Origin of the sequence: Actinocatenispora sera (assembly GCF_018324685.1) — a bacterium.
Lineage (GTDB): Bacteria > Actinomycetota > Actinomycetes > Mycobacteriales > Micromonosporaceae > Actinocatenispora > Actinocatenispora sera.
Map to the genome: position 1 here is coordinate 131,404 of NZ_AP023354.1, position 14,525 is coordinate 145,928.

At 70.6% G+C, this 14,525-nt stretch carries 9 protein-coding genes; 8 read left to right on the forward strand and 1 reads right to left on the reverse strand.

Features of this window, described 5'->3' with window-relative positions:
• The first annotated feature begins 124 nt into the window (after positions 1-124).
• The 6 genes from Asera_RS00555 (at position 125) to Asera_RS00580 (ending at position 10,691) form a co-directional block, all read left to right on the forward strand.
• Positions 125-1,939: an ABC transporter ATP-binding protein gene (locus tag Asera_RS00555; protein ID WP_051801882.1), complete on the forward strand. Its 1,815-nt coding sequence runs from the start codon at positions 125-127 to the stop codon at positions 1,937-1,939.
• Positions 1,936-3,834: an ABC transporter ATP-binding protein gene (locus Asera_RS00560; protein ID WP_030444934.1), complete on the forward strand. Its 1,899-nt coding sequence runs from the start codon at positions 1,936-1,938 to the stop codon at positions 3,832-3,834. The genes Asera_RS00555 and Asera_RS00560 overlap by 4 nt, the downstream gene beginning before the upstream one ends.
• Before the next feature lie 165 nt (positions 3,835-3,999).
• The gene (locus Asera_RS00565; RefSeq protein WP_051801881.1) at positions 4,000-5,775 is read left to right on the forward strand and encodes a hypothetical protein; all 1,776 of its coding nucleotides are present in this window, start codon (positions 4,000-4,002) and stop codon (positions 5,773-5,775) included.
• A gap of 213 nt (positions 5,776-5,988) precedes the next feature.
• Positions 5,989-7,302, forward strand: a complete 1,314-nt coding sequence (locus tag Asera_RS00570) for an HNH endonuclease signature motif containing protein (RefSeq protein ID WP_051801880.1) — start codon at positions 5,989-5,991, stop codon at positions 7,300-7,302.
• A 48-nt stretch (positions 7,303-7,350) separates the two neighbouring features.
• Complete coding sequence (valS, locus tag Asera_RS00575) at positions 7,351-9,945, forward strand: valine--tRNA ligase (RefSeq protein WP_030444931.1); 2,595 nt, start codon at positions 7,351-7,353, stop codon at positions 9,943-9,945.
• A gap of 116 nt (positions 9,946-10,061) precedes the next feature.
• Positions 10,062-10,691, forward strand: coding sequence for a DUF1707 SHOCT-like domain-containing protein (locus tag Asera_RS00580; protein WP_211255491.1), 630 nt, complete (start codon positions 10,062-10,064; stop codon positions 10,689-10,691).
• A 56-nt stretch (positions 10,692-10,747) separates the two neighbouring features.
• Here Asera_RS00580 and Asera_RS00585 read toward each other — a convergent pair whose 3' ends face one another.
• Positions 10,748-11,509, reverse strand: coding sequence for a hypothetical protein (locus Asera_RS00585; RefSeq protein ID WP_030444929.1), 762 nt, complete (start codon positions 11,507-11,509; stop codon positions 10,748-10,750).
• A 130-nt stretch (positions 11,510-11,639) separates the two neighbouring features.
• Between Asera_RS00585 and Asera_RS00590 the strand changes: the two genes are divergently transcribed.
• Positions 11,640-12,887, forward strand: a complete 1,248-nt coding sequence (locus tag Asera_RS00590) for a DNA recombination protein RmuC (protein ID WP_425305930.1) — start codon at positions 11,640-11,642, stop codon at positions 12,885-12,887.
• Positions 12,888-13,016: 129 nt separating this feature from the next.
• Positions 13,017-14,471: a M6 family metallopeptidase gene (locus Asera_RS00595; protein ID WP_030444927.1), complete on the forward strand. Its 1,455-nt coding sequence runs from the start codon at positions 13,017-13,019 to the stop codon at positions 14,469-14,471.
• The last annotated feature ends 54 nt before the right edge of the window (positions 14,472-14,525 follow it).

Genomic DNA, 14,525 nt, shown 5'->3' on the forward strand with positions numbered 1-14,525 from the left:
GCCAGAAGAAGCAAGAGCAGGGCGGTGAACTCCGCCACACCGCCGCGGGCACCGAGCCTGTCCGTGCAGTACAGCGGACGAAATTGACGCGAAGGCTGTCGGTCCTTACCGATAACGTCGTGGTGTGCCCCAGGAACCTCCCGAACCCAGCCGCAGTGCGCACAACCCCCTACACAATCTGTGGCGAATCCGGCACTATCTGCGTCCCTATCTGGGCCACATGATCGTCATGCTGGTGTCCGCCGGCCTCGCCGTCGGCGCCAGCATCGTGGTCCCGCTGGTCATGCAACGCGTCGTCGACGGGCCGGTCCGACACCACGACCAGAACGGCCTGATCTGGTTCGGGCTGGCAGCGCTCGCCCTCGGCGCGCTGGAAGCGTTCATGGTCTTCCTCCGCCGCTGGACCCAGTCGTACGCGTCGCTGTCGATGGAGGCCGACGTCCGCGACGACCTGTACGCGCACATGCAGAAGCTGCCGCTGACGTTCCACGACCGCTGGCAGTCCGGGCAGCTGCTGTCCCGGGCGATCACCGACATCGGCTCGCTGCGCCGGTTCCTGTCCTTCGGCGTGATCTACCTGATCGTCAACGTCTGCCAGTACATCGTGGTCGTCGTCCTGCTGATCCGGCTGTACCCGCCGCTCGGCGCCCTGGTCGCGCTGTCCGCGGTGCCGCTGTTCCTGATCAGCCGGCAGTTCGCGAAGCGGTTCCTGCGGGTGTCCCGGCAGGTGCAGGACGCCCAGGGCGACCTCGCCACCTACGTCGAGGAGTCGGCGCACGGGATCCGGGCGGTCAAGGCGTTCGGCCGGCGCCACCACATGTTCACCCGGTTCACCGCCAACGCCGACAAGGTCTACCAGCTCGCGGTGCAGCGGGCCCGGCTCGACTCCCGCTTCGCCCCGCTGTACGAGCTGATCCCGAACCTGTCGCTCGCGGTCATCATCGTTGTCGGCGCCGTCGCGGTGGTCCAGCACCACATGACGCTCGGCCAGCTCGTCGCGTTCGCCACGCTGCAGATGGGGCTGGTCTGGCCGGTCGAGTCGCTCGGCTGGATCCTCGCCAGCGGGCAGGAGGCGATGACCGCCGCCGACCGCATCTACGACGTGTTCGACACCGAGCCCACCGTCGTCGACCGGCCCGGCGCCATCGACCTGCGGCGCGACCAGCTGCGCGGCGCGGTGCGGTTCTCCGACGTCCGGTTCAGCTACCCGGGCAGCGACACCCCGGTGCTCTCCGGCATCGACCTGGACATCGCCCCCGGCGAGACGATGGCGCTGGTCGGCGTCACCGGCTCCGGCAAGACCACCGCCGTCTCGCTCGTCCCCCGGCTGTACGACGTGACCGGCGGCCGGATCACCATCGACGGCCACGACGTTCGCGACTGCACGCTCGACTCGCTGCGCCGCAACGTCGCCACCGCGTTCGAGGAGCCGATCCTGTTCTCCATGAGCGTCCGGGAGAACCTGGCGCTCGGCCGCCCCGACGCCACCGACGACGACCTCGCCGAGGCGCTGCGCGTCGCCCAGGCCGACTTCGTGTACGAGCTGCCCTGGGGGTTGGACACCCGGGTCGGCGAGCAGGGACTGTCGCTGTCCGGCGGGCAGCGGCAGCGGCTCGCGCTCGCCCGCGCCGTCGTGTCCCGGCCCAAGGTGCTGGTGCTCGACGACCCGCTCTCCGCCCTGGACGTCAACACCGAGGCCCTGGTCGAGGAGGCACTGGAACGGGTACTCGCCGGTACCACCGCGCTGTTGGTGGTGCACCGGCCCAGCACCGTCGCGCTCGCCGACCGGGTCGCGCTGCTGGAGGACGGCCGGATCACCGCCGTCGGTACCCACTCCGAACTGCTCGCCACCGTGCCGAGCTACCGCGCCGTGCTGTCCGCCGAGGCGGACGACCGACCGGATCTGCTGCCCGAGGGGAAGGGGGTCGCGGCCCGATGAGCACACGTCAGCGCACCCCGGACCGGCGCGCCAACACACCGAGCGGCCCCGACGAGCCGCTCGACATCGAGGCGTGGCGCGGGATCGCCAGCGAGGAGAACTCCGAACGTACCGCCGCGGAGGCGACCGACCGGCGATCGGTGGCCCGGCTGCGCTCCCGCAGCATGCAGCTGCTCGGCTCGCTGGTCCGGCCGCACCGCCGCATCCTCGCGCTCGCCGTGGTACTGCTGCTGGTGCAGGACGTGGCCACGATGGCCGGCCCGTTCCTGGTCCAGGTCGGCATCGACCGCGGTATCCCGCCGCTGCGCGATCACCACAGCTACGCGGTGCTGGTCTCCGTCGGAGTCGCGTTCCTCGTCGCGTCCGGACTCGGCTACCTGACCAAGCGCGCGTTCCTGATGCTGTCCGGCCGCATCGGCCAGTCGATCCTGTTCGACCTGCGCCGCCGGGTGTACAAGCACTTCCAGAAGCTGTCCCTGTCGTTCCACGAGCGGTACACGTCGGGGCGCATGATCGCCCGGCTGACCTCCGACATGGACTCCATCTCGGAGATGGTCGACAACGGCATCGACGATCTGGTGCTCGCCGGGCTGAACGTGCTCAGCGTGGCGGTCATCCTGCTGTTCCTGGACTGGCCGCTGGCGCTCGTGACGCTGTGCTCGTTCCCGTTCCTGCTGTGGCTGTCGGCGTGGTTCCGCAACCAGTCGGCCCGGGCGTACCGGAAGACGCGCGAGACGGTGTCGCTGGTCATCGTGCACTTCGTCGAGTCGCTCGGCGGCATCCGCGCGGTCCACGCGTACCGGCGCGAGCCGCGCAACCAGGAGATCTTCGAGGCCGTCAACCACGAGTACAAGCGGGCCAACCAGCGTGCGTTCCGGCTGATCGCGATCTTCTCCCCCGGGATCAAGCTGATCGGCAACGTCACCATCGCCGTCGTCCTCACCTACGGCGGCTACCGGGTGCTGCACGGCCAGGCCGAGATCGGCGTGCTCGCCGCGTTCGTGCTGTACCTGCGGAAGTTCTTCGAGCCGATGCAGGACCTGTCGATGTTCTACAACTCGCTGCAGTCGGCCACCGCCGCACTGGAGAAGCTCGCCGGCGTCCTGGACGAGAAGCCCGACGTCGCCGAACCGGCCACCCCGCACGAGCTGACCGCCGCCCGCGGCGAGCTGCGGTTCGAGGCCGTGCAGTTCGGCTACCGGGCCGACCGGCTCGTGCTGCCCGAGCTGAACCTGACGCTGCCCGCCGGTCAGACCGTCGCGGTCGTCGGCGCCACCGGCGCCGGCAAGACCACCATCGCCAAGCTGGTGTCCCGGTTCTACGACCCGACCGCCGGCCGGGTCGCCCTCGACGGCGTCGACCTGCGCGAGGTGTCCGAGGTCGATCTGCGGCGCGCGGTCGTCATGGTCACCCAGGAGAACTTCCTGTTCTCCGGCACGGTGCGGGAGAACATCGCGTTCGGCAAGCCGGACGCCACCGACGAGGAGATCGAACGCGCCGCCCGGGCCATCGGCGCGCACGAGTTCATCGCCGCGCTGCCCGACGGGTACGGCACCGACGTGGCGAAGGGCGGCGGGCGGCTGTCCGCCGGGCAGCGGCAGCTCGTCGCGTTCGCCCGGGCGTTCCTGGCCGACCCGGCGGTACTCATCCTCGACGAGGCGACCAGCTCGCTGGACATCCCGTCCGAGCGCCTGGTGCAGCGGGCGCTGCGCACGATCCTCGCCGACCGTACCGCGATCGTGATCGCGCACCGACTGTCCACAGTGGAGATCGCCGACCGGGTACTGGTTCTGGACGCCGGCATCGTGGTGGAGGACGGCACCCCGGCGCAGCTCATCGACGGCGACGGCCGCTACGCCGACCTGCACCGTCAGTGGGAGGACTCCCTGGTCTGACGGGTGCCGATATGTCCGCCGCGGCCCCGAGCAATCGACCTGCGCCGATACGATCCGACAGCTTCATCACCTCCTTTCACCACGCAGAGGGGAACTCGTGTGCGAAGACTGTCGATGCGCCGACTCATCGGATGCCTTGCCGTTGCCACGATCGCGGGTACCGGCATGTCGGCCGCCCCGGCGACCGCTGGCACCTACTACCGGGATCTGAGCCAGGTCAGCTGGTCCTACACCGACTCGCGCGCGCCGGCTGCATCGCATGCCGATCCGGCCGACCCGGTCCCGCTCGGAGCCTGGCAGGACGAGTCCGGCGCGACGCACGTCTCCCGGGTGTACGCGAGCTTCGATCTCAGCTCGCTGGTCGGCCGGCACGCGCTCGGCGCACGGCTCTACGCCAAGGAGTCGACCGCGACCGACTGCGCCGACCGGCAGATCGAGGTGTGGCGCACCGCGGACGGGCCACCCCACCCGACCTGGCAGCACCCGCGACACCCGCTCCGCCAGGTAGGCACCATCGGCGCCACCAGCCGCTGCCCGTCTCCGCTCGCCGTCGACCTGACCCACGCCGTCACCTCGGCGCTGGCCGACGGGCACACCACCCTGTCCCTCGAACTCCGCGAGCCCGCCGACGTGGAGGGACAGCTCGCCCACGGGCGGCAACTGGACGCCGGCTACGGCCTGAAACTCGACGTCAGCTCCAACGGGACGCCCAGTACTCCCACCGAGCTGTCCAACGACAGCCGGCCGTGTGCGAGCGACACCGCGTACCCCTACCTTCCCGCCACCGACCTGAGGCTGGCGGCGCGCTTCTCCGATCCCGACTCCAGTGACCGCCCCACCGGCGAGGTCGAGTACTGGCCGGTGGACCACCCGGATCAGCGCACGGTGCTGACCGCGACCTCGGTCTCCAACGGATCGATCCACGGCTTCACGGTCACCGGGACGTTGAACGACGGCGCCACCTACGCCTGGCACGCCCGTACCAGGGACGACCTGGACGAGTCGTCGTGGTCCACGACGTGCTACTTCGTCGCGGACGCGGCCGGCCCGGCGAACCCACCGGCGGTCTCGTCGGACAACTACAGCACGACCGGTCCGAACACCGGCGGCACCCCGATCGACCTCACGTTCGACGCCAACGGCGAGACCGACGTGGCGGCCTTCCAGTACTCGTGGGACACGCTCAGCATCCCGGTCACGCCGGTCGGGCAGAACTGGACCGACCCGTTCGACGGCGACCAGTTCGTCCGCGCCGACCACCTCGGCGGCTCGGCCACCCTCCAGCTGGTACCGCCGGAGAGCGGACCGGTGACGCTGAAGGTGGCGAGTTACGACCGCGCCTACCAGCGGTCGACGATCACCACGATTCGCTTCGTCGTGGGCGACACGTCTCCCCGGGTCACGACCGACCAGGACCCTCAGTACGAGACCCCGCTCACCGTGCACCTCGCGCCCGGGCCCCACGTGGACAGCGTCAGCAGCTACGAGTACCAGGTCGACTACGGCGAGTCGGTGACGGTTCCCGCGCAACCGGACGGCACCGCAACGATCACCATCACGCTCACCGACCCGACCAGCAACTGGGTCTACGTGCGCAGCCACAGCCCGAACGGTTGGGTCTCCTCCTGGTACCGATGGTGGATCCGGTTGGACACGGCGCCCACCGTCACCTCCGACACCTATCCGGAAAACACCACCGGCGGCGGGCCAGGCGTCCCGGGCGACTTCACCTTCTCCTCGGGCGTATCGACCGTGGTGTCCTTCCGGTACTCGTTCGACGGCGCCGCGGGCACGGTCGTCGATGCCGCCGACGGAGGCTCGGCGACCGTATCGTGGACGCCGACAGCCAGCGGGTCGCACTACGTCTACGTCTCCCCGATCACCTCCGACGGCACTCAACTGTCCACAACCTTCTACGCATTCACCGTCGCCGCGCAGTGATGTACGAGCGTCTCCCGGTGGCATCACCGACCGCCACCGGGAGACGTTCGAGCGCTCTTCGTCCACTTCGTGTCCTGATGTCCCATTCGAGGCCGGACGGTCGGACCGGTTGCCGCGCGTGCGTACTCACCGAGGCCGGTGCCCGATCGGAACGGGCGATGCGAACAGACGCGGAGCTGGCAGCTACGACGCAGGCGTGGCTATTCTGGACACATGTTCGAAACGGGGGCGGTGTGCGTCGGCGATCCCACCGTGCCCGACATCGTGGACGACCCCCTCGGTGAACCCCCGATCGACCCCGCTGGCCTCGAACCACCCGTGGACCAGTCCGCCTTCGAACTGCCGGTGCTGCCGGCGGACTGGCTGGACACAGACGACTGCCTCTCCGCCCTCGCCGCGGCCGAACAGCAGATCGCGATGCTCTACGCACGGCAGTCCCGGGTCATCGCCCGATTCGCCGAGCTCCGCCGCGAGCACCCACTACGCCCAACCTCCGAGTTCGCTGCCGACGAGCTCGCCGCCGCGCTGAGCTGGCCGCGCTGGCAGGCGACCCGGCGCCTCGCCGATGCCGAAGCGCTGACCAGCCGGCTCCCGGTGACGATGGCGGCGCTCGACGTCGGCGCGATCGATCAGCCGACGGCGGAAGGTCTCTGCCGGACGACCGCACAGGTGGCCGATCCTGCCGTCGTCCACGCCGTGGAGCAACGAGCGCTCGGGCCGAACCCCGAGACGCTGACCAGCGGACAGGTTCGAGCACGAGCCCGGCGCGCGGTCGCCGAACTCGACCCGCACCACGCCGACCGCCATGCCCGCGCCACCATGCAGCGGCGGGTCACCCTGGTGCCGCAGGACGACGGGATGGCCGGGCTCTGGGCGTTGCTGCCGGCTGAGGACGCGGTGGCGATTCGCGACCGCCTCACCGCACTCGCGCGCGACGCCGGCGACGACGCCCGTACCGTCGACCAGCGTCGCGCCGACGCGTTCGTCGACCTGCTGCTCGGCACACCGGCGCAGCGGGAGGTGCGGGTGAACCTCACGGTCCCGATCGACACGGCGCTGGGCGGGAACAGCCCGGCCGAACTGGCCGGGTACGGGCCGATCGACGCCGACACGGCGCGGCGACTCGCAGCCGACGCGACCTGGCGCCGCATCCTCACCGATGAGGCGACAGGTACGGTCGTCGACGTCGGACGCACCACGTACCGGCCACCGGCCGCGCTCGCCGACTTCGTCGCCGCTCGAGACCAGCGGTGCGTCTTTCCCGGGTGTACCTACCCCGCCGAGTCCTGCGACCTGGACCATACGGTCTCCTGGCAGGACGGTGGAAGCACCAGCGCGGCAAACCTGGGTGCGCTGTGTCGACACCACCACCGGTTGAAGCATGAGCAGGCATGGCAACTGGAGCAATCCGCGCCCGGCCATTTCCGATGGACCAGTCCGACCGGCCGGCGGTACACAACGGGATCAGCACCGCCGCGCGGGCGACCGAGCGCCGGACACCCAACCCGCCCCGAAAGCGACCCCTAGGTCAGGAAACTCGTCGCCGGCGATGGCCGCACTCCGTAGCATCGGCACATGACCGATACGGAGCGCGCCGGCGTGCGCGTCCCCGACCGGCCATCCCTCGACGGGCTGGCCGAGAAGTGGACGCGGCGTTGGGCCGAGCTGGGGACCTACACCTTCGACCGGCGAAAGAACCGGTCCGAGGTATTCGCGATCGACACCCCGCCACTCACCGTATCCGGTTCTGTCCACATTGGACACGCGTTCTCCTACACGCACACCGACATCGTGGCCCGGTTCCAACGGATGCAGGGTAAAGAGGTCTTCTACCCGGTGGGATGGGATGACAACGGCTTGCCCACCGAACGCCGGGTGCAGAACTACTTCGGGGTGCGCTGCGACCCCACCCTGCCCTATGTCGCCGGCTACCGGCCGCCCCAGCAGCCGGTAGAAGAACAGCAAGCAGTCTCCCGGCGCAACTTCATCGAACTCTGCGAGAGGCTCACCGCCGACGACGAGCTGGTGTACGAGGAAACCTGGCGGCGCCTGGGGCTCTCGGTGGACTGGTCCGCGCGCTACACCACGATCGGCGCCTCGGCTCAGGTGGCCAGCCAGCGAGCCTTCCTCCGGAACCTGCGCAGAGGCGAGGCGTACCAGGCAGAGGCTCCGTCGCTGTGGGACATCTCGTTCGGTACCGCGGTGGCGCAGGCGGAGCTGGAGGATCGGGACCGTCCCGGTGCCTACCACCGGCTGCTGTTCCGGGCCGCGACGGCCGCGGCCGACCCGGAGGAAGACGGGGGCACCGGCGAGTCCTTGTACGTGGACACGACGCGACCGGAGCTACTGCCGGCCTGCGTGGCGCTGGTGTTCCACCCGGACGACGACCGGTATCGGCGACTCGCCGGTACGACGGCGGTGACGCCGCTATTCGGCGTCGAGGTGCCGATCCACCCGCATCGGCTCGCCGACCCGGAGAAGGGCACCGGCCTCGCCATGATCTGTACGTTCGGCGATCTGACCGACGTGATCTGGTGGCGCGAGCTGAACCTGCCGATCCGCTCGGTGATCGGACGCAACGGCCGGATCCGGCACGACGTACCGGCCGGGCTGGAGTCCGCCGAGGCGGGTTTCCGGTACGCGCAGCTGGCGGGGCTGACGGTGGCCGCGGCACGGCGGCGAATCGTCAAGCTGCTCCGGGAGTCCGGGGACTTGATCGGGGAGCCCCAGGCCATCACCCATCCGGTCAAGTTCTACGAGTACGGTGACCAGCCGCTGGAGATCGTCACGGCGCGCCAGTGGTACCTGCGTAACGGCGGGCGGGAGCTGCCGCTGCGGCAGCGGCTGCTGGAGCGGGGACGCGAGCTGCGCTGGGTGCCGGAGTTCATGCGACATCGGTACGAGCACTGGGTGAACGGGCTGACCGGTGACTGGCTGGTGAGCCGGCAACGGTTCTTCGGCGTGCCGATCCCGGTCTGGTACCAGGTTCGAGACGACGGCACGCCCGACCATGACGCGCTGATCCTCCCAGCCGAGGCCGAGCTGCCGGTGGATCCGCAGAGCCAGCCGCCGTCCGGATACTCCGAACAGCAGCGTGGCCGGCCGGGCGGGTTCGCCGCCGATCCGGACGTGTTCGACACGTGGGCGACCAGTTCGTTGACGCCGCAGATCGCGGGCGGCTGGGAGCGCGACGACGACCTGTTCGACCGGGTGTTCCCGATGGATCTGCGGCCGCAGGCGCACGAGATCATCCGTACCTGGCTGTTCTCCACGGCGGTGCGTAGCCAGCTGGAACACGACGCGCTGCCGTGGCGTACCGCGGTCATCTCCGGCTGGATCCTGGACCCGGACCGGAAGAAGATGTCCAAGTCGAAGGGCCGGGCGGTCGGGCCGGACGAGTTGCTGGACCGGCACGGCCCGGACGCGGTGCGGTACTGGGCAGCGTGCGGCCGCCCCGGGGCCGACTTCACTCTGGACGAGAACCTGATGCGGGTCGGCCGCCGGCTCGCCACGAAGGTACTCAACGCCAGTCGGTTCGTGTTGGGTCTGGGTTCGGCCGACGCGTTGCGGGCCCCGGTCACCGAACCGCTCGACCGGGCGATGCTGTCAGAGCTGCGCGGCGTGATCGCGGCGGCGACGACGGCGTTCCAGGCGTTCGACCACACGGCCGCGTTGGAGGCCGCCGAGCGCTTCTTCTGGGCCTTCTGCGACGACTACCTCGAACTGGTCAAGTCCCGCGCGTACGGGGAGCGCGGCGACGCGGCCGCCGCCTCGGCCAGGTCGGCGCTCGGCTGGGCGCTGTCGGCCCAGCTGCGGCTGCTGGCGCCGGTGGTGCCGTTCGTGACCGACGAGGTCTGGTCGTGGTGGCGGTACGGGTCGATCCACCGCGCCACGTGGCCGACCGCGCACGAGCTGACTCCACTGGTGGGCGACGAGCCAGGGCTGCGGCTGGCTACGGTCGGCGAGGCGCTGCGGCAGATCCGGAAGGTGAAGTCGCAGCGGAAGGTCTCGATGCGTACCGAGGTGTCGCTGGCGGAGGTGAGCGCGCCGGCGGCGGTGATCGAGGAGATCCGGCTCGCGACCGACGATCTGCGCGCCGCCGGCCACATCGACAAGCTGGAGTTCCATCCGGAGGCGGCGCCCGAGCTCGTGGTGGCCTGCACGTTCTGACGCGTGGTGGCCTGCACGTTGTGATTCGTCCGGTGGGGGTGCACTCCCCCGCCGGACGACGGTCGGACCGCGCCATGCGGCTGCCCCGGCACGGGGGCGCGGCTAGGCTTTCGGCTGTGGCGGACGAACCGGAGCGCAGGCCGGCGGTACGACCCCAGGCGGCGGTCGAGCGGACCGCCATGCGCGCCTCCGACGACGATCGGGAGCGTGTCGCGCGGGTGCTTCATGCAGCAGCGAGCGAGGGCCGGCTGACCCTCGACGAGCTGCAGGAGCGACTCGACACCGTGTACGCCGCGCGCACCTACGGTGAGCTCGAGCCGGTGCTCGCCGACCTGCCCGACACCGGTACCCCGCTGGTCGCTTCGCCGCGCCGGGTGAGCGAGGAGCCGGAGGACACCCGCGTCGTCGTCGGCTTCCTGTCCGGCCCGTCCCGGCGGGGCAGTTGGCTGGTGCCGCGGACGCAGATCGCGGTGGCGGTGATGGGCGGTGTGACGCTCGATCTGCGGGAGGCCCGGTTCGGCACCGACGAGGTGACGATCCAGGCGTACGCGATGATGGGCGGCGTCGAGATCATCGTGCCGGACGATCTCGACGTCCGGGTCGACGGATTCGGACTGATGGGCGGTTTCGACGACACCGCGGCCGGCGGCGGCGACGGCACCGGCCCGCGCGTGCGGGTGACCGGTTTCGCGTTCTGGGGTGGCGTCGACGTCAAACGCAAGCGTCGCCGCCCCGCCGACGATTGACCGCGGCGGTTCGGCCGGCCTGCAGGGCCGGCCGATGCCGCACGGATCGACGGGTCTCAGTCGCCGCCGAAGTCGCCGAAGTCGAAGCCGCCGTCGAACATGCCGCCGCCGTCGCCGCCCCCGCCGAAGTCACCGCTGTCGCCGCCGTCCTGGCCCTGGGCGAACCCGTCGGCGAACCCGTTGTCGTACCCGCCGTCGAAGCCTCCGATGCCCATGCCGGGCGAGAAGAACGCGTCGAACAGCAGCATCGTGCCGACCCCGGCGGCGCCGGCGACCAGTGCGGTCTTCCACCACGGCTCCGAGTACCACCCGGCGGGGACGGGGCGCCCGCGCACCATGCCGCCCGGGTAGTAGTACGGCGTGTCCGAGCTGGCCTGCGGACCGGCCCGGTACTCCTTGCCCTCCAGGGTGACCTCGCGCTCGGCGGTGAGGGCGCCCGCAGTGCGCTGACCGGGCATCGGCGGCAGCTCGGGGCCGGGGTCGAGATCCATCGCGGTCCGGGCGGCGCGCACGTAGTAGAGCCCCTCCAGCGCGGTGTGCCCGGCGAGCTCGAACTGCTTGGTACTGGTTGCCTGGTCGAGCTGGCTGCCGGCCGCGTTGTACCGCTCACCGGCGTCGACCAGTGCCTGCTTGACCGCGGCATCGTCGTTCGCGACCAGGTTCATCACCTGGCCACCGAGCCGTTCGTACCACCGCTGGGCGTCGGCGCGCGCGTCGGCCAGCGCGCGCTGCTTGCGCTGCTTGCTGGCGCGAGACCACCACACGGCGCCGGCGATCACCAGCACCACGAGAACGAGGACCAGGACGAGCGTCGTCATGAATCGACGGTACCCGCATTTGCCCAGCGCTTACCTGAGAGCCGAGGCACCGGAGTCCGGTAAGTCCGCATCGATCTTTACCGGGTGGCGGTGCGTGAAATCGTCGTACCCGCGGGGCATGCTGGCGCTCATGGACGCCGCTGTCGTACTCGTCGTCGCCGTGCTCTGCCTTGTCGCCGGTGTGGCGATCGGGGTGCTGTTCGCACGCTCGCGGGCCGCCGCCGACACCGCCCGGTTGGAGGAGCGGCTGGCTGCGGCGCGCGACGGTGAGCAGCGGCTGGAGCAGTCGCTGCGGACGCTCACCCATGACGCGGCCCGGGAACAGTCGGCGAGCCTCGGCACCCTGGTCGCTCCGCTGCGCGACAGCCTCTCCCGGTACGAGCAGCAGCTGGCCGAGCTGGAGCGGTCCCGGGTCGGCGCCTACGCCGAGCTGCGCGAGCAGTTGCGGGAGGTCGCCGGTACCTCCGAGCAGTTGCGCACCCAGACCGGCCAGCTGGTGTCGGCCTTGCGGGCGCCGCAGGTGCGCGGCCGGTGGGGCGAGCACCAGCTGCGGCGCATCGTCGAGGCGGCCGGGCTGGTGTCGCACTGCGACTTCGACGAGCAGGTGACGGTGACCACCGACGACGCGGTGGTGCGGCCCGACCTGGTGGTGCACCTGTCCGGCGGCAAGCAGGTGGTGGTCGACGCGAAGGCCCCGTTCAGCGGCTACCTGGACGCCATGGAGGCGCGGGACGAGCAGACCCGCAACGCCCGGCTCGACGCGCACGCCCGGCACCTGCGCGGCCACGTCGACCAGCTCGCCGCCAAGGCGTACTGGTCGGCGTTCGAGACGGCGCCGGAGTTCGTGGTGCTGTTCGTGCCGGCGGACACGTTCCTCGACGCGGCGCTGCAGCGCGATCCGACGCTGCTGGAGCACGGGTTCGAGCGCAACGTCGTGATCGCCACTCCGGCAACACTGATCGCCCTGCTGCGCACGGTGGCGTACGCGTGGCGGCAGGACGCGCTCGCCGCCAACGCCGCCGACGTGCACCGGCTCGGCAAGGAGCTGTACGGGCGGCTGGCGACCATGGGCGGGCACGTCGCCAAGCTCGGCGGCGCGCTGTCCGGTGCGGTCACCGCGTACAACAAGACGGTCGGGTCGCTGGAGAGCCGGGTGCTGGTGACCGCGCGCAAGTTCGCCGATCTGGGGGTTGCGGGCGAGGCCGAGGCTGCCGAGCTGCTCGGCGCGCCGCCGCAGGTCGAGTCGGCGGCCCGGCAGTTGCAGGCGCCGGAGCTGGTGGCGAGCGAGCAGTCCGCGCTGGTGGCGTTCGACGACCTGCCCCGCCAGCCGCGCGACCCGGCTCCGGCGGAGCCCGGTCGGCGCAGCGGCGAGGGCTGACAGCATCGCCCGTTCCGCCACGATGCGTGAGCAGATGCCAGCACTGTAGTGAATGGGTGTTTTTGCCACTGTTACTGGCGTCTTCGGTCACCTATCCTGACCTGTTCTGCTCACGGCCAGGGAGGTCCCATGCGCCTGACGACACGACCGCGCACCATCGCACTGCTCGGTGGGGCCGCCCTTGCCGGCGCCCTGCTCGCCGGCGCCACCGGTGCGTCGGGCACGCCGGCCCACCGCGCCGTCACCTCGAACGCGGGCACCCCGATCCGGGTGCTGTTCGACAACACCAAGGCCGAGACCGCCGGCAACGCCGACTGGATCATCAGTACCTCGCAACCAGATCCGTTGGGGCAGAACGCGAACCCGCAGTCCGAGACCGACTGGACCGGCGCGTTGTCGGCCTGGGGCGTGACGCTGCAGAAGACCGGCGGGTACAGCCTGCAGACGCTGCCGTCCGGCGACTCCATCACGTACGGCGGTGGCGGCGCGCAGGATCTCGCCAACGTCGACGTGTTCGTCCTGCCCGAGCCGAACGTGGCGCTCAGCGCGGCGGAGAAGACCGCGGTGATGAAGTTCGTGCAGGCCGGCGGCGGGCTGTTCATGATCAGCGATCACGACAACAGCGACCGCAACAACGACGGCATCGACTCGGTCGGCGTGCTCAACGACCTGATGACGAACAACAGCGTCGACTCGTCCGACCCGTTCGGCTTCTCGATCGACGTCAAGGACATCAACGCCGACACCCCGAAGGCGATCTCCGACAGCAGCAACCCCGTACTGCACGGCGGCTTCGGCGACGTGACCTCGTCCAGCATCAACGACGGCACCACCCAGACCCTCAAGCCGGCCGACAACGCCGACGTCAAGGGCCTCGTGTACCAGTCGTCGGCGACCGCGGGCGGCACCACCGGATCGTTCTTCGCCACCAGTACGTTCGGCAGCGGGCGGGTCGCGGTCTGGGGTGACAGCTCCACCATCGACGACGGCACCGGCCAGTCTGACAACAAGCTGTACGACGGGTGGAACACCAACAGCAACGCGGCGCTGGCGCTGAACGCGACCGCCTGGCTCGGCGGCGGCTCGACCAGCGGCGGCGGTGGCACCGGCGGCGGTACCTGCACCGCCGGCCAGCTGATCAGCAACGCGGGCTTCGAGAGCGGCAGCATCGGCTGGTCCGCGAGCTCCGGCGTGATCACCAGCAGCTCGCAGGAGCCGGCGCACACCGGCTCGTACAAGGCGTGGCTGGACGGCTACGGCACCGCGCACACCGACACGCTGTCCCGGTCGGTGGCCGTCCCGGCCGACTGCGGCACCGCGACGTTCTCGTACTGGCTGCACATCGACACCGCCGAGACCAGCAGCACCGCGTACGACAAGCTGACGCTCGACGCGGTCACCTCGGCCGGGACGACCACGCTGGCCAGCTACTCCAACACCAACGCGACCTCCGGCTACGTGCAGAAGTCCGTCGACGTCTCCGGGTACGCGGGGCAGACCGTCACCCTCCGCTTCACCGGCACCGAGGGCTCCAAGCTGCAGACGTCGTTCGTCATCGACGACACCGCCCTCGACGTCTCCTGAACTCGTCGTGCCGCCGGGTCCTCGCCCCCCGGCGGCACGCCCGGACCGCACTGT

Excerpts from the sequence above, each read along its gene's own strand:
- Asera_RS00560 (WP_030444934.1), top strand. The coding sequence starts at position 1,936 with ATGAGCACACGTCAGCGCACCCCGGACCGGCGCGCCAACACACCGAGC.
- Asera_RS00565 (WP_051801881.1), top strand. The coding sequence starts at position 4,000 with ATGTCGGCCGCCCCGGCGACCGCTGGCACCTACTACCGGGATCTGAGC.
- Asera_RS00570 (WP_051801880.1), top strand. The coding sequence starts at position 5,989 with ATGTTCGAAACGGGGGCGGTGTGCGTCGGCGATCCCACCGTGCCCGAC.
- valS (WP_030444931.1), top strand. The coding sequence starts at position 7,351 with ATGACCGATACGGAGCGCGCCGGCGTGCGCGTCCCCGACCGGCCATCC.
- Asera_RS00585 (WP_030444929.1), bottom strand. The coding sequence starts at position 11,509 with ATGACGACGCTCGTCCTGGTCCTCGTTCTCGTGGTGCTGGTGATCGCC.
- Asera_RS00590 (WP_425305930.1), top strand. The coding sequence starts at position 11,640 with ATGGACGCCGCTGTCGTACTCGTCGTCGCCGTGCTCTGCCTTGTCGCC.
- Asera_RS00595 (WP_030444927.1), top strand. The coding sequence starts at position 13,017 with ATGCGCCTGACGACACGACCGCGCACCATCGCACTGCTCGGTGGGGCC.